The sequence below is a fragment of the Lacisediminihabitans profunda genome (assembly GCF_008040105.1).
GTDB lineage: Bacteria > Actinomycetota > Actinomycetes > Actinomycetales > Microbacteriaceae > Lacisediminihabitans > Lacisediminihabitans profunda.
In genome coordinates this window covers 30,859-51,848 of the sequence record NZ_VRMG01000016.1, presented here as the reverse complement: position 1 = coordinate 51,848, position 20,990 = coordinate 30,859, and the positions used below count along the sequence as shown (strand labels likewise).

At 69.6% G+C, this 20,990-nt stretch carries 17 protein-coding genes; 6 read left to right on the top strand and 11 right to left on the bottom strand.

The window, feature by feature from the left end; translation table 11 throughout:
- Window positions 1-10: 10 nt before the first annotated feature.
- Both FVP33_RS18445 and FVP33_RS18440 read right to left on the bottom strand, forming a co-directional pair.
- Window positions 11-862 carry a patatin-like phospholipase family protein gene (locus tag FVP33_RS18445; RefSeq protein ID WP_147785164.1) on the bottom strand — a complete coding sequence of 284 codons (852 nt, stop codon included), beginning with the start codon at window positions 860-862 and terminating at the stop codon, window positions 11-13.
- Between the two features lie 55 nt (window positions 863-917).
- Window positions 918-3,008 carry an MMPL family transporter gene (locus FVP33_RS18440; protein ID WP_147785163.1) on the bottom strand — a complete coding sequence of 697 codons (2,091 nt, stop codon included), beginning with the start codon at window positions 3,006-3,008 and terminating at the stop codon, window positions 918-920.
- A gap of 52 nt (window positions 3,009-3,060) precedes the next feature.
- On the opposite strand from FVP33_RS18440, the gene FVP33_RS18435 reads away from it, so the two are divergent.
- The 4 genes from FVP33_RS18435 (at window position 3,061) to FVP33_RS19630 (ending at window position 8,691) form a co-directional block, all read left to right on the top strand.
- The gene (locus FVP33_RS18435) at window positions 3,061-3,594 is read left to right on the top strand and encodes a MarR family winged helix-turn-helix transcriptional regulator (protein WP_147785162.1); all 534 of its coding nucleotides are present in this window, start codon (window positions 3,061-3,063) and stop codon (window positions 3,592-3,594) included.
- Window positions 3,595-3,646: 52 nt separating this feature from the next.
- Window positions 3,647-4,345, top strand: coding sequence for a hypothetical protein (locus tag FVP33_RS18430; protein ID WP_147785161.1), 699 nt, complete (start codon window positions 3,647-3,649; stop codon window positions 4,343-4,345).
- 95 nt (window positions 4,346-4,440) lie between these two features.
- A complete protein-coding gene (locus FVP33_RS18425; protein ID WP_147785160.1) occupies window positions 4,441-8,322 on the top strand; it encodes an SCO7613 C-terminal domain-containing membrane protein in 3,882 nt (1,293 codons plus the stop codon).
- Between the two features lie 201 nt (window positions 8,323-8,523).
- Window positions 8,524-8,691 (top strand): DUF2510 domain-containing protein, encoded by a 168-nt coding sequence (locus FVP33_RS19630; RefSeq protein ID WP_187270806.1) that lies wholly within the window; start codon window positions 8,524-8,526, stop codon window positions 8,689-8,691.
- 27 nt (window positions 8,692-8,718) lie between these two features.
- Here the strand turns inward: FVP33_RS19630 and FVP33_RS18415 are convergent, their stop codons facing one another.
- The 9 genes from FVP33_RS18415 to FVP33_RS18375 all read right to left on the bottom strand — a co-directional run bounded on the left by FVP33_RS18415 (window position 8,719) and on the right by FVP33_RS18375 (window position 17,394).
- Window positions 8,719-9,372, bottom strand: coding sequence for a response regulator transcription factor (locus tag FVP33_RS18415; RefSeq protein WP_246142422.1), 654 nt, complete (start codon window positions 9,370-9,372; stop codon window positions 8,719-8,721).
- 48 nt (window positions 9,373-9,420) lie between these two features.
- Complete coding sequence (locus FVP33_RS18410) at window positions 9,421-10,764, bottom strand: sensor histidine kinase (protein WP_246142421.1); 1,344 nt, start codon at window positions 10,762-10,764, stop codon at window positions 9,421-9,423.
- A gap of 668 nt (window positions 10,765-11,432) precedes the next feature.
- On the bottom strand, window positions 11,433-12,899 hold the full coding sequence (locus FVP33_RS18405) for an amidohydrolase (RefSeq protein WP_147785158.1): 1,467 nt from the start codon (window positions 12,897-12,899) through the stop codon (window positions 11,433-11,435).
- Window positions 12,896-13,510, bottom strand: coding sequence for an FMN-binding negative transcriptional regulator (locus FVP33_RS18400; protein ID WP_147785157.1), 615 nt, complete (start codon window positions 13,508-13,510; stop codon window positions 12,896-12,898). Before FVP33_RS18400 ends, FVP33_RS18405 begins: the two co-directional genes overlap by 4 nt.
- Window positions 13,507-14,493, bottom strand: coding sequence for an Fpg/Nei family DNA glycosylase (locus FVP33_RS18395; RefSeq protein WP_147785156.1), 987 nt, complete (start codon window positions 14,491-14,493; stop codon window positions 13,507-13,509). Before FVP33_RS18395 ends, FVP33_RS18400 begins: the two co-directional genes overlap by 4 nt.
- A gap of 2 nt (window positions 14,494-14,495) precedes the next feature.
- Window positions 14,496-14,981, bottom strand: coding sequence for a ribose-5-phosphate isomerase (locus tag FVP33_RS18390; protein WP_147785155.1), 486 nt, complete (start codon window positions 14,979-14,981; stop codon window positions 14,496-14,498).
- 10 nt (window positions 14,982-14,991) lie between these two features.
- Window positions 14,992-15,345, bottom strand: a complete 354-nt coding sequence (locus tag FVP33_RS18385; RefSeq protein ID WP_147785154.1) for a cupin domain-containing protein — start codon at window positions 15,343-15,345, stop codon at window positions 14,992-14,994.
- A complete protein-coding gene (locus tag FVP33_RS18380; protein WP_147785153.1) occupies window positions 15,345-15,926 on the bottom strand; it encodes a hypothetical protein in 582 nt (193 codons plus the stop codon). Before FVP33_RS18380 ends, FVP33_RS18385 begins: the two co-directional genes overlap by 1 nt.
- Window positions 15,927-15,969: 43 nt before the next feature.
- The gene (locus FVP33_RS18375; protein WP_147785152.1) at window positions 15,970-17,394 is read right to left on the bottom strand and encodes an NAD(P)/FAD-dependent oxidoreductase; all 1,425 of its coding nucleotides are present in this window, start codon (window positions 17,392-17,394) and stop codon (window positions 15,970-15,972) included.
- Between the two features lie 228 nt (window positions 17,395-17,622).
- Here FVP33_RS18375 and FVP33_RS18370 point away from each other — a divergent pair, with 228 nt between their 5' ends.
- The gene (locus FVP33_RS18370; RefSeq protein WP_147785151.1) at window positions 17,623-18,216 is read left to right on the top strand and encodes a hypothetical protein; all 594 of its coding nucleotides are present in this window, start codon (window positions 17,623-17,625) and stop codon (window positions 18,214-18,216) included.
- A gap of 122 nt (window positions 18,217-18,338) precedes the next feature.
- Window positions 18,339-20,897, top strand: coding sequence for an aminopeptidase N (gene pepN, locus FVP33_RS18365; protein WP_147785150.1), 2,559 nt, complete (start codon window positions 18,339-18,341; stop codon window positions 20,895-20,897).
- The last annotated feature ends 93 nt before the right edge of the window (window positions 20,898-20,990 follow it).

The following is a 20,990-nucleotide window of genomic DNA, read 5'->3' as shown; positions in this document are numbered from 1 at the left end:
TCGTTGACCGTCATCGCCAGAATCGGACGATCTCGGGGGCGAGTCGTCGGCCCAGATCGCGGCCGGCGAGCGCGGACGCCCGACGCACACCCGGATCGAGGGGGTTCGGCCCGAACGCGGCGATCGCGTCGGCGTCCGCAAAGACCGTGTGGATGCGGGCGGGCGCGAGGGTGTCGAGCTCGGCGGCGGAGATTGTCGGGCCCGCCGGGGACGATTCCGGCCCCGGCACGAGGATGAGTACCTGGCCGGACCCGGCGGCGAGGTCCGCGTTGGCGATCGTGCGCATCCCGCCGTCCATATAGTGGCGACCGTCGATCTCGACTGTGGGCCACACCCCGGGCACCGCACAGCTCGCGGCGACCGCGTCGACGAGGTCGACCCCGGAATCGCGGTCGAATACCCGGAGCTCGCCGGTCGCCGTGTCCACCGCGGTGATGAGGAGCGGGCGATCCGGCCAGGACTGCGAGGGCAGGCGGGCCGCGATGATCGCGAGACGGGTTGCGGCTGGGACGGTCTCGGCATCCCGGGCGATCACGCCGAGGCGACGTCTGGCCTCCTCGGGCGACGTCGAGCCCGCGAGCGCGTCGGCAATCATCGCCCCGAACTCGGCCAGGTCGATGTGCACGAACAGCTCGGCGGACTCCTCGGAGACCTGGGAACCGAACAGGCCCTCCAGTGCCGCACCGCTCGCCACCTGGGCGGCGACCGCGGATCCGGCGGATGTCCCGACCAGCAGTGTGTCGTCGCTCAGAATCCTTCGGCAGGCGTCGGGTTCCGCCTCCTGCAGACCGCGCAGCACCCCGATCTCCCAGGCGATTCCCGCCACTCCGCCACCGGCAAGAACAACTGCACTCTGTGTCATGCGAACGACCCTACGTGAGCCGGATGACTTCGGCCCGCGGCGGCACTGTTCTCGGTCAGCTCGCCGGAACGTGGACCGGCTCGGCCGTGCTGGAGTCGCGCGGTGCGCGGGACGGCCACCAGAAGCTGTCCCCGGTGAGGAAGACCAGCGCCGGCACGAGAACGGTCCGCACGACAAGGGTGTCGAGGAGCACGCCGATGCAGACGATCACGCCGATCTGGGTGAGCGCCACCACCGGCAGCACCCCGAGCACCGCGAAGACCGCGGCGAGCAGGATGCCGGCGCTGGTGATCACACCGCCGGTGGAGGCGAGTGCCCTGATCATGCCCTCGGTGGTGCCGTGGAGGATCCTCTCCTCCCGCGCGCGGGTGGTGAGGAAGATGTTGTAGTCGACACCGAGGGCCACCAGGAAGAGGAACGCGAACAGGATCACGTTCGTGTTGAAGGCCGGGAAGCCCAGGAGGTGCTGGAAGATCCAGTTCGACGCGCCGAGGCTGGCGAAGAAGGTCGCGAGCACGCTCGCGATCAGCAGCACGGGGGCCACGAGCGAGCGCAGGAGCAGGGCGAGGATCACGAACACGATCACGAGGATGATCGGGATGATGAGGTCCTGGTCGCGCTGCGATGCCTGGCGGGTGTCGAGAGCCGTCGCATCCGTGCCGCCCACGATCGTCCTGGACGCCGCCCCGCTGGCGTCCGCGAACCCGGAGCGCAGCTTCGTGATCGTGGCGAAGGCGGCGTCGCTTCCGGGGGCGGCGGCGAGGGAGACCTCGAGGCGGGTGAGTCCGTTGGCGCTCTCCCCCGGTCGAACCGAGTCGACCCCGTCGGTGGCCGAGGCGAGTTTGGCGGCGTCCACGGCCACGGCATCCGGGGCGAGAACCACGGTCTGGCTGGTGAGGCCGGCCGAGAACGACCTGTCGACGATCTTCTGCGCGACGACGGACTCCGGGTTGCCGAGCAGCTGCTCGGTCTGGGAGAGGCCGACCGAGAATCCGATCAGACCGAGGCTGAGGGCGCCGACACCGACCAGCGACACCCCCGTGATGACGGCAGGGCGACGCGAGACGCCGCGTCCGAGCCTCGTCCAGAAGCCGGCCCGCTGCGGCGACGCGGCGTGCTCGTGCACGCGCGGAACGAAGGGCCAGAAGAGACCTCGTCCGCAGACCACCAGGGCGGCCGGCAGCACGAGCAGGGCGAAGGCGATCGCGACCACGACACCCACGGCACAGGCGAAGCCGAGCGCGCGGTTGCCGGCGAGTTCCGCGAAGAGCAGGGTGACGAGACTCAGCGCGACCGTTCCGCCGCTTGCCGCGATCGCCGGTCCGGCGCTCTTCACGGCGGTGAGCATGGCCGCCGATCGGTCCTGTGTACGCAGGAGTTCCTCGCGATAACGCGCAACGAGCAGCAGCGCGTAGTTGGTGCCGGCACCGAACACGAGTACCGAGAGGATGCCGGAGACCGAGGCATCGATGGTGACCCCGAGGGGCTTGGCCAGGGCGCCGGCGACGATGCCGGCAAGACCGTCTGCCGTGCCGACGACGGCGAGCGGAACGATCCAGAGAATGGGGCTGCGGTAGGTGACGATGAGCAGCACCGCCACGACGATGACCGTCACGAGAAGGAGCTTCACGTCTGCCCCGGCGAAGGCGTTCGAGATGTCGGACTGGAAGCCCACCGCTCCCGTGAGGTAGCTGTTGAGGCCGGAAGGCAGGTCCTTGGCTGCGACAGCGCGGAGGGCGTCGGCGGCCGTGCCGACGTCCTTCTCGACCGTGCTCTTGTCGAGCGGCACGACCGAGATCGCCGCGGTTCCGTCGTCGCTGAAGCGCGGCGCGGTGGCCCTCGGTGCGGTGGACTCGGTGCCGAGCGCGGCGGACCTGGCCGTGATGGCCTCCCTGTCGGCGGCGGTGAGCGCCTTGCCGTCCCGGCTCCAGACGACCACGGCCGCGGTCTGTTCCGCCGACGGGAACTTGGCGAGGGCGGCATCGACCTGGGCCGCCTGGCTCGAGTCCGGCAGCCCGGTGGAGGGGAAGCCGGCGGACTTGGTGGCGGGCAGCAGTGCGAAGAGCAGTCCGACAGCCACGATGGTGCCGGCGAGCACTGCCCAGGCCGTGCGACGGCCGCTGATGAAACGCCAAATGGCGGTCATTTTTCTCCAAGTTGATTGATTGCTAGATCGTTTAGCTATCTCACGGATTAGCATGTCCCGTGTGGAAGAAAAGCGCAAGTCCGATTCGCCGGTCGAACCGGCATCACTCGCGCCCGCAATATCGGCGAACACCGGAGGGGTCGCCCTCCCCGATTCGGGACTGATCGGCGCACAGCTGCGCGAGATCCTCACCCTCTCCACCGCCTTCGAGCGGCATCTTGGTCGGGCACTCTCGGTGAACGACACGGACCTCGCCGCCATGGAGCACCTGATCAGCCACGGGCCCCTCAGTCCGAGCGAACTGGCCAGACACCTCACGATCTCCACCGCGGCCACCACCATCGTGATCGATCGCCTCGTGGCCGTCGGGCACGCGCATCGGGAGGCGCACCCCCACGACCGACGCAAGATCGTGGTCGTGCCGACGCCGGCGTCGGTTCGCGCGACCTTCGAGGCGCTGATGCCCCTCATCGGCGGCGTCGCCTCGGTGACCAACGAGCTCTCGGCCGAGGATCGCAGGACGGTCACCGACTTCCTCGCGTCCGTCGTGGGCGTCTATCGGAGGGCGCTCGAGCCTCCGGTCTGATGCCGCCCGCCGGGTCTTTCGTCGGTCGGCGCCGGGGGTGCAGAATTCTCGCATGGAGGAACCGAGCGGATCGGATCAAGCGAACGGCGTGCCGGCCTCCGTTCGCGCCCAGCTTCTCGCGACCGAGCACTGGAGCCTGCTCGCCTCTCGGGGAAGCACCCAGAGCGAAGTGCTCACCCGGATCAGCATCTTCCTCACCCTGGTCTCCGCCGGACTCGTGAGCATCGCGCTGGTCGGACAGGCCACTCAGTTCTCCGGTACCTTCCGACTGTTCGCCGGCATTCTCCTCATCGTCGTGATCGTCGTCGGGATTCTCACCCAGGTTCGGGTGTCCAACGTTTCGCTCGAGGACCTCATGTACGTGCTCGCGATGAACCGGCTTCGGGCAGCCTACGTGGAGCTCGATCCCGGCATCGCGCCGTACCTGATGGCCTCCCCGTACGACGATCGCGCCGGCTCCGTCCAGACCTACTTCTTCCTCGGGCGCCGTCGAGGAACAACCCAGATTCTCGGCAGCAGCATGGTGTTCATCATCGCCGTCAACGCGACGCTGATCGGCCTGCTCGCGTCGTCGGTCGCGAGCGAATTGGGCGCTGTGACCGCCGCCGTGATCGCGATCGGAGCGGCATCCGGGCTCGCATTCTTCGGGCTGAGCCTCGCTCGCGGGGCGCGACGCTACTTCGGACTGTGGAAGACCTACACCCCGCTGCACCCCGGCCCGGCCGAGTCAACCCCGCCACCGGCGGATTAGGCGAGGAATTCTTCACAAGTCGAGCGGTGCGCGGAAGTGGCCCCTCGGCATGCCGCTAATCTGAGCGCACGACCGTTCAGAGGGGCACGAGAGCAATGGCCGAACCAGACACCGATTTCAGGGCCTATGCCGGGATGGTCGCCTTTCCGCGCGGCCCGGGCGACCTCACCTCGACGACGTCCTGCCCGGCCTGCTTCAGTCCGCTGCGCAGGGAGGTGTGCCCGGAATGCGGCCTCGACCTCGGCAACCCGGCATCCGCGGAGCTGGCGGCCGCCTCGACGCACGCCGCCGCCCTCCTCGACCGCCGCCTCGACCTCATCGGCCGCATCCGTTTCGAGACGGCGCAGGTCCTCGCCGCGCGCCGGTCGACGGCGGCCGCCTTCGCCGCGGCCGCGCCCGTGCTGTCGTCGCCCGCCCGCGAGGCCGCGCCTGCGCCCGATTCGCTCGGGTCGGCGCCGTCAGCGCCTCCCGTGTCGTCTCTGCCGTCGGCGCCGACCACGCCTCCCCCGTTCTCCGGGCCTCCCGCGTCGCCAGCCGGGGGATCTCCCGCCTCTCCGACCGCGCCACGCCGCTCCGGCGTGCAGGTGATCCTGCTGGTCGTGGGCATCTCGCTGCTCTCCGTGGCTGCGATCTTCTTCCTGGTCTACGCGTTCATCAACTTCGGCATCCTCGGCCGGTCACTCATCATCGGCGCGATCACCGCGGCGGCGTTCGCGGTGGCGTCCCTGCTTCGCCGTCGGGACCTCACGGCCACGGCGGAGGGCATCGCGGTGCTCGCGGCCGTGCTCGCCTACCTTGACGTCTACGCCCTGCGCGCCAACGACTTCTTCGGCCTCGGCGCGAGCAACGACGAGCTCTACTGGGGCGTGGCCCTGGTCGCGACCGCCGTGCTGTTCGTCGGCTGGAATCGGCTGTCGGGGCTTCGAACCGCCAGCGTGGTCGGCTTCGCCGCGATCGCGCCGGGGGCGGGACTGCTCGTGTCCGGTTTGGGTGAGCGCACGGATGGCGCCACCAGGACGGTCTTCGCCCTGGGCGCGGTGGCGGTGGCCGGCCTCGCCCAGGTCGCGGCGGGACGACGCGGCACGCCGACGAGACGCGGGTTCACGGGCACCCCGGAGCGGGCCATTCTGCTGTCGAGCGCCGCTCTCGCCCTCGTCGCCGGGTTCGCCGCAAGTTTCGCACTTCCGGGTGCCGGCGTGTGGACGAGCGCGGTGGCCATCGCGGCGCTCGCGGTGATCGCCCTGTTTCATGTCGCGGCACTGGGCATCGCCGCCCCCGGGCGCTCGGTCTCGAAGGCGTTCGGGGCGGTCTTCGCGGTGCTCGGCGGAGTGCTCTCCGCCTCCGTCGTCGCTTCGACGGTGATCCGCGGCGTGGACGATCGAGTCGCGGTGATCGCGCCCTCCGTCGCCGCCGTCACGGTGGCACTGCTGTTCGAGCTGGCCTCCCGACGGGGCCCTCTCGCCCTCGCCCTCCAGACCCGCACCGCCGCCATCGCGGCCGGGGTGATCGCGGCGATCACCGGGCTCGTGCCGGTTTTCACCGCGGTGGCCGGCACGGTCCTTCCCGTGGCCGGTTCCCTGCTGAGGTCGTGGAAGGTGAGCCCGACGTCCGAGATCTCCCGGCTCGATGACCACTTCGGACTCGCCGTCCTGGCCCTGGCGTCGATCGGAGTGATCGCGACCGGCTTCTGGACCGCCGGCCGCTCCCTCCGCGGGAGGGCCGCCGTGCTCGCGTCGTTCGCCGCAGCGGTGGCCGTGCTCGCCGTGCCATTGCTCTCCATGCTCTGGCTCGTGCTGGCCGGCTGGCTGCTTCTGGCCGCGGTGTCCCTCGCGCTGCTCGTCGCCGCGCCCGGCCGACCGCTCGTCGCCCGCGTGGGCCGAGGGTCCCTGGTCGGGGCGCTCGCGGCATCCGCGGCCCTCGCCTACTTCGTGGGCTGGGCGAGCACGGGCACCTGGCTCGCCGCCTCGATCGCGGCCGTCCTGCTCCTGCTCGCGGCCCGCGGCATCCCGCGCACGACGTCGGTCCCCGCGACGGCCGTTCGCGCGGCCCTGCTCGGCACGGCCGTCGGCGTGCTCCTCATCGGCTCCGCCGCCCTCGCACGGCAACTCGCCCTGGACGGCGCGCCCTCCCCCGCCGTCGATCTGCTCAACCTGAGCCGGGCCGTCGAGATCGCCGCGATCGTGCTTCTCGTGCTCGCCGCAGTCGGCCGCGGACGACTCGTCTCCGAGGCCGACCGGCGCACGGTGTTCTGGATGTCGATCGCCGCGGCGGGCGGTTTCGCCACGACCGCCCGTCTGGCGTTCGCCGCGCCGGGCGGCGACCGAGGACCCCTGTTGCCCGAGCCGGCGACCGGGCTGGTCGTGAACGCCCTGCTGTTCGCGGCGCTCGTGGCCTGGGTTGCCGTGCCGACCCTGTCCGCGTTGCGGATCGAGCGGATCGTCGCATCGATCGCCCTCGGCCCGGCGCTGCTGCTCGTGGTCGATTCCTTCGCCCACGTTCTCCACTTGCCGGAGTTCGCCCTCACGGTGGTTCCGGTCACCTCCGCCGTGCTGGCGAGCGCGGGGGGCCTCGCGGTCGCCATGCTCCGGCCGGCGAGCGCCCGCTGGCCACGCGAGGTGGGAATCGGTCTCGTCGCACTGCCGGCACTCGCGAGGGCCGTCCTCGACCGCCACGAGTCCGGCTGGCTCGTGCTCGTGCTTGCCGCGGTCGCCGCGCTGATGCTCGCGATCGGACGTGACGGCTTGTTCGCCTCGAGTTCCCCCCGGCGCCGGGTGGGCTGGGTGGCGCTCGGGCTCGCCACCGTCGGGCTGTGGTGGCACCTGTCCGACGACAGGGTGCTCGGCCTCGAACCCTACGTGCTGCCCGTTGCCGGCGCGCTGCTGCTCATCGCGCTGCTCGTCTGGCGGGCCGAACCTCGCGAACCGCACGACACCCCGAGCCGGTCCGCGCCGCTCATCGCGCTCGGCGGCCTGCTCGTCGCCATCCTGCCGCTGGGACTGGACGCGGCGACCGGCGGGCCGGCTCGCGCGCTGGTGGTGGGCGCCGTGTCGGCCGTGTTGCTCGTGGCCGGGAGCGTGATCCTCGGCGGTGCCACCATTCGCCCATACCTCGATGCCGCCGCGCTCGCCGGTGCGATCGGCGTCATCGTCGTGACGGCCGGACGCTCGATTGCCATCAGCCTCGAGCCGGGCAGCGCTTCGGCGATCGTTGACGGTTGGCTGGTCGGCGGAATGGTCCTGCTCGTCGGGGCCGCATTCGGGCAGGCGAGGGTGCGCGGCGACTCCCACGACGCGATTCGCTCGGTCGCCAGCCAGGCTCTCGGAATCATCGCGATGACCTCCACCCTGCTCATCGAGCTCTCGATCTTCTCGCCAGACGGCCTGGGGCCGCTGCGAGCACTGAGCCTCGTGCTGCTCTTCGCCGCGCTGCATGTGATCGCCTTCCTCGTCAACCGCGCGCCGTTCAGCCGAGCGGTGGGCTGGCTCGCCATCGCCTACGCGGCGGTCGCCGGCATCGGTGGAGTGGCGTCCGGCGCGCTGGACTCGATCGAACTCGCGTCGATTCCGGTGGCCCTCGCCCTGCTCGCCACGGGGGCGACGGTGCTCGCCGGCTCCCCCGCGGCCCGGAGCTGGGCCTGGCTCGCCCCGGGGATCACCGCGCTTCTTGTTCCGTCGCTTCTCGCGACGGCGGTGGATGCCCCGCTCTGGCGACTCGTCGGCCTCGGCGTGGCGAGTGTCGCCGTCGTGATCGCCGGCGTCCGCTGGCGGCTGCAGGCGCCGTTCCTGATCGGTGCCGTGGTGGCGCTCGTGCACGCGATAGCCACCTTCGCCCCGCAGATCCGGCTCGTCTACGATTCGGTGGAGTGGTGGTTGTGGCTCGCGGTGGGCGGTGTGATCATCGTGGTCATCAGCGCCCGCTTCGAGAAGAGTATGCGCGGTCTTGCGACGCTCGCGACGCGCATCCGATCCCTGCGGTAGCACCCCCCAGACGGGGGCTGCCTGTCCTCTAAAAGGGGGACTAGGGTCGAAACAACCTCACCCGAGAGGTCTCTACCCGACATGCCCGTTCCCCGCTGGGCTTTCAAACGCTGTGCCTTCACCCGCTGTGCCTTCTACCCGCTGTGCTTTCACCCGACTGGCCCTCCCCCGAAGAGGGCTCCACCCCCAGGAGCTTTCACCATGTCACTCAACGACACTTCCGTGCCCGCAGGTTGGTACCGCGATCCGCTGGGCCTCCCCCAGCTTCGCTGGTGGAACGGCACGAACTGGACCAACAAGGTGGAGGAACCGCGCCCGGAACTCCAGATCGCCGAGAGCATGGATCGGGCGACGGCCGTCACTCGCTGATCGACCGGCGGGCCGCACCGGCCTCGACTAGCGCTGCAGCCAGGCGAGTACGGCGAGCACGCGGCGATGGTCGCTGCCCGAATCGTCGAGTCCCAGCTTCTGGAAGATCGACGTGACGTTCTTCTCGACTGCGCCCGTGCCGATCACCAGCTGGGCAGCGATCGCCGCGTTGGTGCGGCCCTCCGCCATGAGGGTGATGACCTCGCTCTCGCGCGGCGTGAGCCTCTCGAGCGGGTCGTGCCGGCGACCGATGAGCTGGGCGACCACCTCCGGGTCGAGCACCGTGCCGCCAGACGCGATGCGCTCGATCGCGTCCTTCAACTCGTCGAGGGACGCGACCCGGTCCTTCAGCAGATAGCCGATGCCACCGGTGCCCGACGACAGCAGGTCCTGGGCGTAGGCCACCTCGACATATTGCGAGAGCAGCAGGATCCCGACCCCTGGCAGCAATTGTCTCGCCCGGATCGCGGCGCGCACGCCCTCGTCGCGAAAGGTGGGCGGCATCCGCACGTCGAGCACGACGAGGTCCGGGGCGAGTTCCACGAGGCGTTCCAGCAGGAGGTCGGCGTTCGCGAAGGCGCCGACGACCTCGTGACCCGCCTCCACGAGAACCCGCACGAGCCCTTCGCGCAACAGCACCGAGTCGTCGGCGACGAGAACGCGCAGGGGGGTATCGATCACGACACCACCCTATTGCCCGCCCGGGCCGCGACCCGGTCGGGCCCGGCCTCAGTAAGTGACGGGGAGGTGCGCGCTCACCCTGGTCGGACCGCCGACGGGGCTCGAGACGGAGAGGATGCCGCCGAGACCGCGCACACGCTCGTCCAGGCCGGCGAGGCCATGCCCGTCCGTGACCGCCGCCCCGCCGGTTCCGTTGTCGGTGACGGTGAGGTCGAGCCAGGTCGAGTCCGGCTCCGGCACTCGGCGCAGCGCGACCCTCAGTTCGACGTCGGTCGCCGACGCGTGCTTGGCCACGTTGGTGAGGAGCTCACTCGCCACGAAATAGGCGTTGCGCTCGATCTCCTGCGGTAGATCCACGTCGGCCGCCAATTCGTTGACGAGCCTGATGGGCACGGGGCTGCGCACGGTGAGCGACTCGAGGGCCGCGACGAGCCCCCGGTCGAGCAGGATCGGCGGGGCGAAGCCACGCGAGAGGGCCCTCAACTCTTCCAGGGCCTCTCGCGACTGAACCATGGCCTCCGCCATGAGGGCACGGGCCTTCTGCGGGTCGGTGTCCAGCTGCCGGTCGGCGGCGGCGAGGTCCATCTGAAGGCGCACCAGTCGCTGCTGCGGCCCGTCGTGGATGTCTCGCTCGAGGCGACGCAGCGAGTGACCCTCGGCGGAGACCGCCGCGCCGCGCGACGCGCTGAGAGCGATCACCTCGCGCTGCAGGGCATCGGACCGGAAGGCGCCGAGTACCCCGCGAGCGATCACGTGGTGGAGCAGCACGAGTCCGCGGGTGACGAAGGGCAGGGTGGCGATCACGACGAGGCCGATCGCGGCCGTGAACACGACCTCGAGCGCGTCTCGAGCGCCGCCCTGGGCCGATGCCCCGAAAAGCCCGAGCAACCAATCGGCGAGGTACCAGTTGCCGTCGCCCTTCGGCACCGTGCGCCACCAGAGTCCGTAGCTGAGCGCGCCGAGGCCCACCGACACCCAGACCACGGTGATCACCCAGGTGATCAGGGAGATGGCGAAGTTGATGACGAGGGTATGGAGCAGGTACAGCCAGTAGTGTCCGTTGCCGAGCACCGATCGGAGCCAGCCCCAGAACCCCTCGCGTGCGCGGGCATCCTGCCACTCCGGACGCTCGATGCGTGGACGGCCCGCCCACTCGAGGCGCACGAGCTCGAGGATGCCGAAGCCGCGCGAGACGTAGAGCGCCCCGATCAGCAGGAACGCGCCAATGAAGAAGGTGACGAGGGTGCCTGCGCCCGCGCTCAAGAGGGTGACGGCGACGGCGAAGCCCACCACCGCGATGGGGAGGGTGAGGATGAGGAATCCGAGCTCTCGGGGAACTTTCCTCCACAGTCGCCAGTACGCGGCCGGTCGTTTCGAGGGCGGGGTGCTCACAGCACCCAGAGTGCCAGACTCTGAGGTCATAGGGGCGGTGTCGGTGATTGTCATAGCTCCAGCATCGCGAGTGCTTCCCCGCTCGCCCACCCGGCTGGCTCACGGATACGTGGTGGGGTTTACCCCCGGCCTTGCGGTTCCTCGCTCGCGTTTGGGCCGGGTTGTGCGGGACGGGTTGTGCAGGACGCGTTGTGCAGGACGCACTGCTCACCCAAACGACTCGTTGCGCAGGACCTCCTCCCGCCACACGCCCGCCCACCCCACAGACTCCAGTTCTGCAGGACACGTTCTGCAGGACGCTGCACGCCCGACAACACGTTGTGCAGGACAGTCTCTGCGGGACATCGGAAGGACACGGAGCAGAGAACAGGGTGGAGGTTGCGCGTTCTGCACAGCCCGCTGAAGACCGAAGCCAGGTCGGTGACCGTCCTGCACAACTCGACCGACGGCGATGCGTGCGGCGCGGCTCGGCGCGGGCTGTCCTGCACAGGCCGTCCTGCATAACGGGAGTCTGCGGGGTGGGCACCCGGTCCCTGTCCTGCAGAACGTGTCCTGCAGAACTGGAGTCTGTAGGGCGGGCACCGGGGCAACCGGGCCGCGTCCTGCAGAAAGCAGAAGGTGTCCTGCACAGGGTGTCCTGCACAACGTGCCGCGCACGAGCGGCACGGCTAGAGGGCCGAGAAGGTCCAGCTTCCGGCGAGCATCGTCGCGGCGACCGGCATGCGGCGGAGGGCGTCGGGCGCGGCCACGAGGGGGTCGAGATCCAGGACCACGAGATCCGCGTCCTCGCCGACCGCCACGCGCGAACGGCCGTTTGTGGACGCCACGAGCGCCTCGGCCGCCGAGATCGCCTGCTCCGGATGCCACGGCTCCAGCCCGTCGCGGGAACGTCCGACCGCAGCCGCCATGGTCACCCACGGGTCGAGCGGAGCGACCGGGGCATCCGACCCGAGGAGCAGCTGCGCCCCGGCATCGAGGAGGCTGCGCAGCACGAAGGCCCGGCCGGTGCGTCCGGCCCAGTATCGGTCGGCGACGCCGCGGTCGTCCATGGCCTGTTCGGGCTGCACGCTCGCCGCCACGCCGAGGGCGGCGAAGCGCGGCAGGTCTGCGTCGAGCAGCAGCTGGGCGTGCTCGATTCGACCGCGGCATCCGACCGCCTGGAACGCGTCGAGGGCGATGCGGTTGGCTTCGTCGCCGATGGCGTGAACGGCGGGGAGTAACCCGGCGCCGGATGCTCGCATCATCAGATCGGTGAGCTCGTCCCCCGGCACCGTCAGGATGCCGTTCGGGCGATCGGAGTGCTCGAGGCCCGGGTAGACGTGCGCGCAGTAGGCGGTACGGGTGTTGAGCGAGCCGTCGATGAGCACCTTGAACGGTCCCATCGTGAGCAGGCCGCCCGTTCCCGCGATCACCTCGCCGGTGAACCGCCCGGCGGCGATCGCCGCCTCGAGGTGCTCGGTGTAGACGCCTGCTGAGATCCGCAGCGAATCGAATCCCGCGGCGAATCGGCGACCCCAGACCGGGATGTTGTCCGCCATCTCGAAGTCCACTACGCCCACCACGCCGCGGCCGGCCGCCGCCCGCGCGGCCTCGCTCACCCACGCGTCGAGCACGGCGTCAGGCACGTCCTGGAGCGCGGCCGTGACCGGGAAGGCCTCGTCCTCACGGAGGATTCCGGTCGAGCGGCCGGCATACCCGAACCGCCCGAGAGCGGCGGAGTTGAGCCAGCAGCAGTGCAGGTCACCGCTCACGAGTACCACGGGCACGGTGTCCACCTGCGAATCGAGCAGCGCGGCGGAGGGCGCATCCGGCCACAACCCATCGCGAAAGCCGAACCCCACGAGCGGAAGCCCGGCCTCCGGCGGAGCCGTGCGGAACGCCTCGCCCATCACTCGGGCGGCCTCGGCGGCGGATGTCGCGGTCGAGAGATCGACCCGGCGCTGGGCGAGGGCATGCTGAGTGAGATGGACGTGGTTGTCCCACAGGCCCGGGATCACGAACCGGCCGCCGAGGTCGACGGACTCGTCACCCGACAGCTCGCCGCCGATCGCCGAAATCGATCCGTCGGACACGAGCAGGTCGGTGGGAGGCGCGCCCGCGCCGACAATCCGCGCGTTGCGCAGCACAATGCTCATTCGCCGTGCACCCGTCTCATCTCGCGCGCGAGAGCGGGTTGGGCGTAGTTCGCGCCGTGCTCGAGCTCGTCGATGATTGTCGCGACGACCTCGGGCGACTTGTTCTGGCTGAGTTTGAGCCGCGCATCGAAGCGCGTCACCCGCAGGCGGAAGCCCGCCGTGCCGTGCACGATCCGCCTGGCGTATTCCTCGTTCTGTTCGAGCCGTGCCGGATGCGGCATCCGGTTCTCGAAGAAGTCCACGAGGTCGCCGAGCACGCGGTAGTTCTCCTCGTCGGAGAGGATTTCGGGGGTGCCGTAGAGGTGAGCGGTCACGTGATTCCAGGTGGGGACGGCCGGGACCGCCCCGTACCAGCCGGGCGAGATGTAGCCGTGTGGACCCTGGATGATCACCAGCACCTCGTGCCGCCCCAGCTCGTGCAACTGCTCGTCCGGTCGCCCGACGTGGCTCACGATGCTGATGCCGTCCGCGTCCTCCTCGAGCACCACCGGGTAGTGCGAGGCGACGATCCCGGTCGCCGTGCTCGACACGATCGTGGCCCACGGGTTCTCCCGGATGAGCCTCTTGACCTCGGCCTCATCCTCGAGCAGGAAGGCTGGCGTGCGCCTCATGCCTGGTCCCTGGGGCACCAGTAGAGCTTGCGCCCGCCGAGCTCCTCCATGACGATGTTCGTGCCGCAGACCCGGCAGGGCAGACCGGCGCGGTGATAGACCCAGTGCCGGTCGTCGCGGGAGGCGAGCGCCTTGCGGTAGTCGTCGGGGTCGAGGTCGTCCATGGTGAGCATCTGGCCGGTCGCGACGCCCGTCGCGAGGAGCCTCGTCCAATCGCGCCACAGCTCCCGCAGCGTCTGCTCCGGAACCAGCTTGCCCGGAGTATGCGGGTTGAGACGTGCGCGGAAGAGAAGTTCGGCCCGGTAGACGTTGCCGATTCCGCTGACGACTCCCTGGTCCATGAGCAGGAGGGCGATGGGGGTCGGCTTCCGACGCACCACGCTCACGAAACGCTCCTCGCCCTCCGCCGCGTCCACCTCGAGCGGGTCCGGGCCGAGCTTCGCGATCGTGGCCTCCACCTGATCGGGCGTCAGCACCTCGCACGCGGTGGGGCCGCGCAGGTCCGCCACGGCATCGTCGGTGAGCAGCCGCACCCGCACCGCGCCGATCGGCTCCGGCGGAAAGACGTCGATCGGCTCCTCGAGTTTCTCCTGCTCCGCCATCCGCAGGCGGGTCCGCCGGGGCGCGCCGATGCTCGACAGCGAGCTCTCCGAGCCGTTCGCGCCGTCCTGGTCGGCGACCGTTCCTCGCTGGTTGGTCTGGCCCATCCGACCGTTCGCCGCGGCGACGGTCGCGTCGACGGTGATGTCGCCCGCGAAGTCCCAGGCGCCGTAGATTCCCAGATGCACCCGCAGCCACAGGTCATTGTCGAAGCGGAGGAACATCTGCTTTCCCACGGCCCTGGCCTCGGTGATCGTGTGCCCGTCGAGCCGAGCCGCACCGTCCACGAAGCGTCCCTGCGGCGAGGAAACGCGCACCGGATGCCCGACGAAGTGCAGCCCGAACTGGCGGGCGATGCGGTGGACGGAGTGGCCCTCTGGCACGGTCAGTCGATCTCGTGGCCGGCGATGAGCCCCGTGGCCTCGTATTCTGCGAGCTGCGCGATGCGGCGCACGTGGCGCTCCTCGCCCGAGAACGGCTCCGCGATGAACGTGTCTATGAAGAGCTTGGCCTCGTCGACGGTGTGCTGGCGGGCACCGATCGAGATGAGGTTCGCGTCGTTGTGCTGGCGCGCGAGCAACGCTGTCGACACATTCCAGACGAGTGCGGCGCGGGCGCCGAGCACCTTGTTCGCCGCCATCTGCTCGCCGTTGCCCGACCCGCCGAAGACCACGCCCAGCGCCTCGATGCCGGAGCGCTGGTCGGCCACGACCGCGCGCGCGGCGTTGATGCAGAAGCTCGGGTAGTCGTCGAGCGGATCGACGACGGTCGGCCCGTGGTCGACTACCTCGTGGCCCGCAGAGCGCAGGTGCTCCTGAAGGTCGGTGCTGAATTCGAGTCCGGCGTGATCGGTGGCGATGTGGATGCGCATGCTCACCAATTTAGGCGATGTAGACCTTGCGAATCGTCTCGGTGACCGTCCACACCGTGCGCTGTCCCGCGGCGAGCCGACCGACCGTTCCCGGGCCGAGCTGCAGAACGGTGCCGTCGTGGTCGAAACGCACGGTCGCCCGGCCCGCGATCACCACGAAGACCTCGTCCGACTCCACGTCGCGCATCGAGCCGGGGGTCATCTCCCATACCCCGATCTCCTCCGCGCCTATGTCCCCCGCGCCACGCGTGCAGAGCACCGCCGAGCCCGTCATCGGTTCACCGGCGACCACCTGCTCGCCGGCCACCGCCTCGAGTTCGAGATCGAGATCGACGGCGGCGACCGCGGAACCAGCATCGAGCATCACGGCTTCCAATACCCGACCTTGCCGAGAAGCTGCACCTCGGGGTCGGACCCGGCAGGAACCGGCACCTCCGGAGGGAACACGCCCATGGCGCGGAAGTCTGCGATCTGCGGCCCGAGGATCTGCCAGAGGCCGTCGACGAGAGGCTCGGGCAGGGAGAAGTCGAGGCCGAGCGAGTGGGCGATGGACCAGGCCTGGAAGGCGCGGTAGGTGCTCGTGTGCACAAGGTAGTCGCCGAGCGAGAAGTCGCCGTAGCTGAGGTGCACGATCCGGTCGAAGTCGAGATCGCGGGACACGGCCTCCATCGCCGCATCGTTGATGTCGTCGTAGCTCGCGATCGGGTCGTCACCGAGCAGGTCCCCGTCGTGGCGGGTGCCGACCTCCTCCGCGGTGCGGCCGGCCAGCACATCCGGAACCCACGCCTCGTCGTACGCGTGGTAGGCGATGATGTCGCGAAGCGTCGGGTTCGGCTTGCGCGACCACTCGGCGGGGGCGGGCTGGGCCAGCTGGTCGTGATCGATCATGTCGATCACATCGCGCAGCGCCGCGTCGGACATGAGAAAGAGATCCTGTTGATTCATGCTCGGAGGCTACTCCGGGGCGCCGACACCCCGGGGTGCACCGCTACGAATCGAAGCCGAGGCCCACGGCATCCAGGGTCTTCAGCAGCACGTTGCGCTTGCCGGAGTTGTGGTCTGCCCGGTCAAGGGCCCACCGGGTCGCCTGCACCGCCGCATAGGTGGCCGGCTCGGGAGGGAAGGGAAGCGGCATCTCGCGCACCATGCGCAGTTGCGTGCGCTCGGTCTGCTCGCCGGAGAGCTGGTCGAGCATGACGTTCGCCGCGAACCGGGTCGCGGCCACCCCGAGGCCGGTGAACCCCGCGGCGTAGGCGACGCGGCCCTGGCGGGCGAGCCCGAAGAAGGCGCAGAACCGGCTGCTCGTGTCGATGACCCCCGCCCAGCGGTGGCTGAATCGCACGCCCTCGAGCTGCGGGAAGGTCGTGAAGAAGTGGCTCGCCAGGGTGCGGAAGGTCTGCGGACGATCCTCGTACTCGCTGCGGATGCGCCCGCCGTAGTGGTACACGGCGTCGTACCCGCCCCACAGGATGCGATTGTCGGCGGTCAGCCGGTAATAGTGGAACTGGTTGGCGAGGTCGGCAACGCCCTGCCTGCCCTCCCAGCCGATGGAGGCGAGTTGCGCTGCGCTGAGCGGCTCCGTCATGAGCACGTGGTCGTACACCGGCACCGTGTGCAGCCGGTAGCGCTTGAGCAGCGAGGGGAAGGCGTTGGTGGCGAGGGCGACCCGGTCCGCGTGCACGAAGCCACCGTCCAGCGTGAGCGTGACCGGGCCGTTCGGCAACTCGCTGTCGATTGCGCGCACCGGCGAGTGCTCCACGATCTGGACGCCCGCCTCGACGCACGCCCTGGCGAGTTCCGCGGCGAGCCTCGCCGGGTGCACCATCGCCGTGTCCCGCTTGCTCCAGAGGCCCCCGAGGTAGGTGGGCGAATTCACCCGGCCTCGAATCTGCTCGGCGTCGAAGAAGATCTCGTCGACGCCGTCGTGGGCGTCCCGGAGCTCGGCGACCTGGTAGTCCTCCACGGCCACGGCGAGAGACCCCGTTCGTTCGAACTGGCAGTCGAGACCGAGACGGGCGACGGTGGCCTCGATCTCATCGAGGTTCTCGGCGCCGAGCCGATCGAGCTGTTCCAGCTCGTCGGCGAACCGGTTCTGCCCGTTCGCCTCCCCGTGGGTGAGGGTCGCCTCGCAGAAGCCGCCGTTGCGTCCGGATGCCGCCCAGCCCACCGTCTTGCCCTCCAGCACGATCACCCGCAGCGAGGGATCCCGCTCCTTCGCCTGCAGGGCCGTCCAGAGGCCGGCGTATCCTGCCCCCACGATCGCGAGATCGACGTTCGCGGTGCCCCGGTGCCGGGGGAAGGATGCCCGCGTGCCGAGGTCGTCGAGCCAGAACGGGGCGAGCCTCGAACCGTCGAGCGAGGCCGCGACGACGCGGGGGTCGGGAAGAGAACGTTCGAACACCATGGTGGCCATGGGCCAACCATACTGAGCGCACCCCGAGACGGTCGAATGTGGCGCCCACGCGCCGCATCCAGCCAGACGGGGTCTGGTTTTGGCGCGTTTCGAGGCGCACACTTGATTCACCAGTTGCGAGAGTGGCGGGAGGCACCTCAAATGTCGCGATCAAGGAACGTATCACCCGAACTCATGCCCGTGCTGTCACGAGGCAAACATCGAAGCCCCAAAAGCGGTGCGTGCTTCATGGAGTACGCGTCCTGGCTTGCCGGCGAAAAATGGAGCGACCATCCGGCCTGCACCCATCCCGCGCTGGCCTCGCTCGCGAGGATGGTGAATGACTGCAGCTCGGATGCCGCACGCAGCGAGCTCGTCACCCACATCCCCTCGGTGGTGGGCCTGAACGGCACGGATCCGTACATCGGACTCCTCGTCGCCGCGCGAGCGGCGAGTGTTGCCCTGCCGATCGCCAGCGAGGGCCGACAGCGCGCGCTGGCCGCCGGCATCCTCCGCTGCGACGAACTCCTCGCCATCTCCGGTGACCCCGCGGTCGCCGCGACGAGGGAGCGGATCGCGGAGGCGCTGCGGCTCACGCCGGGGGCGGCGGAATGGGCGCATGCCTTCCTCGCGACCTCGGGTTCGCTCAACCCGCGGTCGACCCCCCTCATGACGGATGCGATCATCCGCACCGCGGTGGTGGGCATCGCCGAGGCCTGCGTGACGGATCAGGATGCTCGTCTGCGCGCCCTGCTGGTCGCCGTGATCGGCGACGTCCAGTCACGGGTGCCGCGGGCCGTCACGTCCGGCGCGACGTCTCGGCAGTTCTCCCGCGCCGACTGAGCAATCGTGGGTTCCGGGCCGGATGCGGTCCGGAACCCGCTCCTTGCGCGCGGATTGGCGTCTCCGACGGTCGCATTAGGCTGGCTCTCGGACACAATCCCCCCGCTGTGAAGGAGCAACACGTGCCAGGAGAGAACCTCACCAGAGTCGAGGCAGCAGAGCGTAAGGCGCTCATTGCGGTCGAAAGCTACGATGTCACGCTCGACCTCACCACGGGGAGCGAGGTGTTCCGCAGCACGACGACCGTGCGCTTCACGGCCACTGCCGGGGCCTCCACCTTCATCGACGCCTTCACTCGCACCGTGCACTCGGTGACCCTCAATGGCACTCCGCTCGACCCAGCCGCCGTGAGCGACGGCGTGCGCATCCAGCTCGACGACCTCGCCCAGCAGAACGAACTCACCGTCGTCGCGGATGCCGAGTACACCAACACGGGAGAGGGCCTGCACCGTTTCGTGGACCCGGTCGACAACGAGGTGTACCTCTATTCGCAGTTCGAGGTTCCGGATTCGCGCCGCGTGTTCGCGGTCTTCGAGCAGCCCGACCTCAAGGCGTCGTTCGCCTTCACGGTCACCGCACCGGCGCGCTGGCAGGTCGTGAGCAACTCCCCCACCCCCGAGCCCGTCGTCGACGGCGACGCGGCCACCTGGGCCTTCTCCCCCACCCCGGTGCTGTCGTCGTACGTGACCGCGCTGATCGCCGGCCCGTACGAGGTGGTGCGCAGCGAGCTCACGAGCCGCGACGGTCGCGTCATCCCGCTGGGAATCTTCGCGCGCAAGTCCCTCTTCGAGTTTCTCGACTCCGACTACATCTTCGAGAAGACCCGCCAGGGCTTCGCGTACTACGAACAGAAGTTCGACTATCCCTACCCGTTCGCCAAGTACGACCAGCTCTTCGTACCGGAGTTCAACGCCGGAGCCATGGAGAACGCCGGAGCGATCACCTTCACCGAGACCTACGTCTTCCGGTCGAAGGTCACCGACGCGATCAAGGAACGACGCGTCGTCACCATCCTGCACGAGCTCGCCCACATGTGGTTCGGCGACCTCGTCACGATGAAGTGGTGGAACGACCTCTGGCTCAACGAGTCCTTCGCGGAGTGGGCCTCCACCATCGCCACCGCGGAGGCCACCGAGTGGACCGGTGCCTGGACCACCTTCCAGGCGATGGAGAAGAGCTGGGCCTACCGTCAGGACCAGCTTCCTTCGACCCATCCCGTCGTCGCGACGATCACTGACCTCGAAGACGTGCAGGTCAACTTCGACGGCATCACCTACGCCAAGGGCGGCTCGGTTCTCAAACAGCTGGTGGCCTGGGTGGGCATCGATGCGTTCTTCGCCGGCGTCGCCGCCTACTTCAAGAACCACGCGTACGGAAACACGGAGCTCGCCGACCTTCTGGCCGAGCTCGAGATCACGAGCGGGCGATCGCTCGGTGACTGGTCGAAGCTCTGGCTCGAGACCGCCGGTGTCAACACCCTGCGTCCGGAGATCACGACGGATGCCGACGGTTCGATCGCGTCCTTTGCGGTTCTGCAGACCGCCGCGGCCGACTACCCGACCATCCGTCCGCACCGCCTCGCCGTGGGCTTCTACGACCTCGCAACGGAGGGCGAGAACAGCGGCAAGCTCGTGAGGGTGCACCGAGTGGAGCTGGATGTCGACGGCGAGCGCACCGAGGTGCCGCAACTGATCGGGGTGGCCAGGCCCGCCCTCGTGCTGCTCAACGACGACGACCTCGCCTACGCGAAGATCCGTCTCGACGAGGCCTCGCTCGCCGTGGCGCTCGAGCACCTCAAGGACATCGAGAACCCGCTCGCCCGTTCCCTCGTGTGGGGCGCGGCCTGGGACGCTACCCGAGATGCCGAGACGCCCGCGAGCGACTACGTGCGGCTCGTGCTCGGCAACATCGCGACCGAGACGGAATCGACGACGACCCGCACGACGCTCGGTCAACTCGGTCTCGCCACCAAGCAGTACGTGGCACCCGAGCGGCGAACCGAGACGCTGATCCGCGTGGGCGACGCCCTCTGGTCGCTCGCCCGCAACGCCGAGGCCGGATCGGACGCGCAGTTCCAGTTCGTGAAGTTCTTCGCGTCGCTCGCCTCCACTCCCGCGCACGCCGCGGCACTGAGGGGCCTGCACGATGGCACGGCACCCCTCGACGGGCTGGAGATCGACACCGACCTCGGCTGGGAGATCCTCGAAGGACTCGTACTCAACGGCGAGGCCGGAGCGGACGAGATAGCGGCGGCGCTCGCGAAGGACAACACCTCAAACGGCCAGCAGGCCGCGGCGCGGGCGACGGCCACCATCCCCACCGCGGAGGCGAAGCTCGCCGCGTTCGAGTCGCTCGTCGACCCGGCCGGCGCCGAGCCGTCGAACGCGATCGTGCGCCAGACAGCCGTCGGCTACCAGCACACCAACGACCCGTCGTCGCTCGAGCCGCTAGTGGCCCGGTACTTCGGCGCACTCGGTGACATCTGGAAGAGCCGCAGCTACCACATCGCCGAGACGCTCGTCGTGGGCCTCTACCCGGCGCCGCTCGCCTCGCAGGCCCTCGTCGAGGCGACGAAGGCCTGGCTGGACGCCAACCAGGAGATCCCCGCGCTGCGCCGCCTGGTGATCGAAAACCTCGCTGGCGTGGAGCGCGCGCTCCGCGTGCAGGCGAGGGACGCGTAACCGCAGCCGCGGAACGCTTCCGGGCGTGCGCGGTCATTCCGGGTCGGCACGCTGGCCCGGGCTGACCGCCCACGCCCGGGATGCCCGAGCCTC

Bases quoted from the DNA above. Each gene is read 5' to 3' on its own strand.
- FVP33_RS18440 (WP_147785163.1), bottom strand. From the start codon at position 3,008: ATGACCGCCATTTGGCGTTTCATCAGCGGCCGTCGCACGGCCTGGGCA.
- FVP33_RS18405 (WP_147785158.1), bottom strand. From the start codon at position 12,899: ATGAGCATTGTGCTGCGCAACGCGCGGATTGTCGGCGCGGGCGCGCCT.
- FVP33_RS18430 (WP_147785161.1), top strand. From the start codon at position 3,647: ATGGAGGAACCGAGCGGATCGGATCAAGCGAACGGCGTGCCGGCCTCC.
- FVP33_RS18425 (WP_147785160.1), top strand. From the start codon at position 4,441: ATGGCCGAACCAGACACCGATTTCAGGGCCTATGCCGGGATGGTCGCC.
- FVP33_RS18375 (WP_147785152.1), bottom strand. From the start codon at position 17,394: ATGGCCACCATGGTGTTCGAACGTTCTCTTCCCGACCCCCGCGTCGTC.
- FVP33_RS18390 (WP_147785155.1), bottom strand. From the start codon at position 14,981: ATGCGCATCCACATCGCCACCGATCACGCCGGACTCGAATTCAGCACC.
- FVP33_RS18400 (WP_147785157.1), bottom strand. From the start codon at position 13,510: ATGAGGCGCACGCCAGCCTTCCTGCTCGAGGATGAGGCCGAGGTCAAG.
- FVP33_RS18385 (WP_147785154.1), bottom strand. From the start codon at position 15,345: ATGCTCGATGCTGGTTCCGCGGTCGCCGCCGTCGATCTCGATCTCGAA.
- FVP33_RS18435 (WP_147785162.1), top strand. From the start codon at position 3,061: ATGTCCCGTGTGGAAGAAAAGCGCAAGTCCGATTCGCCGGTCGAACCG.
- FVP33_RS18370 (WP_147785151.1), top strand. From the start codon at position 17,623: ATGGAGTACGCGTCCTGGCTTGCCGGCGAAAAATGGAGCGACCATCCG.
- FVP33_RS18445 (WP_147785164.1), bottom strand. From the start codon at position 862: ATGACACAGAGTGCAGTTGTTCTTGCCGGTGGCGGAGTGGCGGGAATC.
- FVP33_RS18380 (WP_147785153.1), bottom strand. From the start codon at position 15,926: ATGAATCAACAGGATCTCTTTCTCATGTCCGACGCGGCGCTGCGCGAT.
- FVP33_RS19630 (WP_187270806.1), top strand. From the start codon at position 8,524: ATGTCACTCAACGACACTTCCGTGCCCGCAGGTTGGTACCGCGATCCG.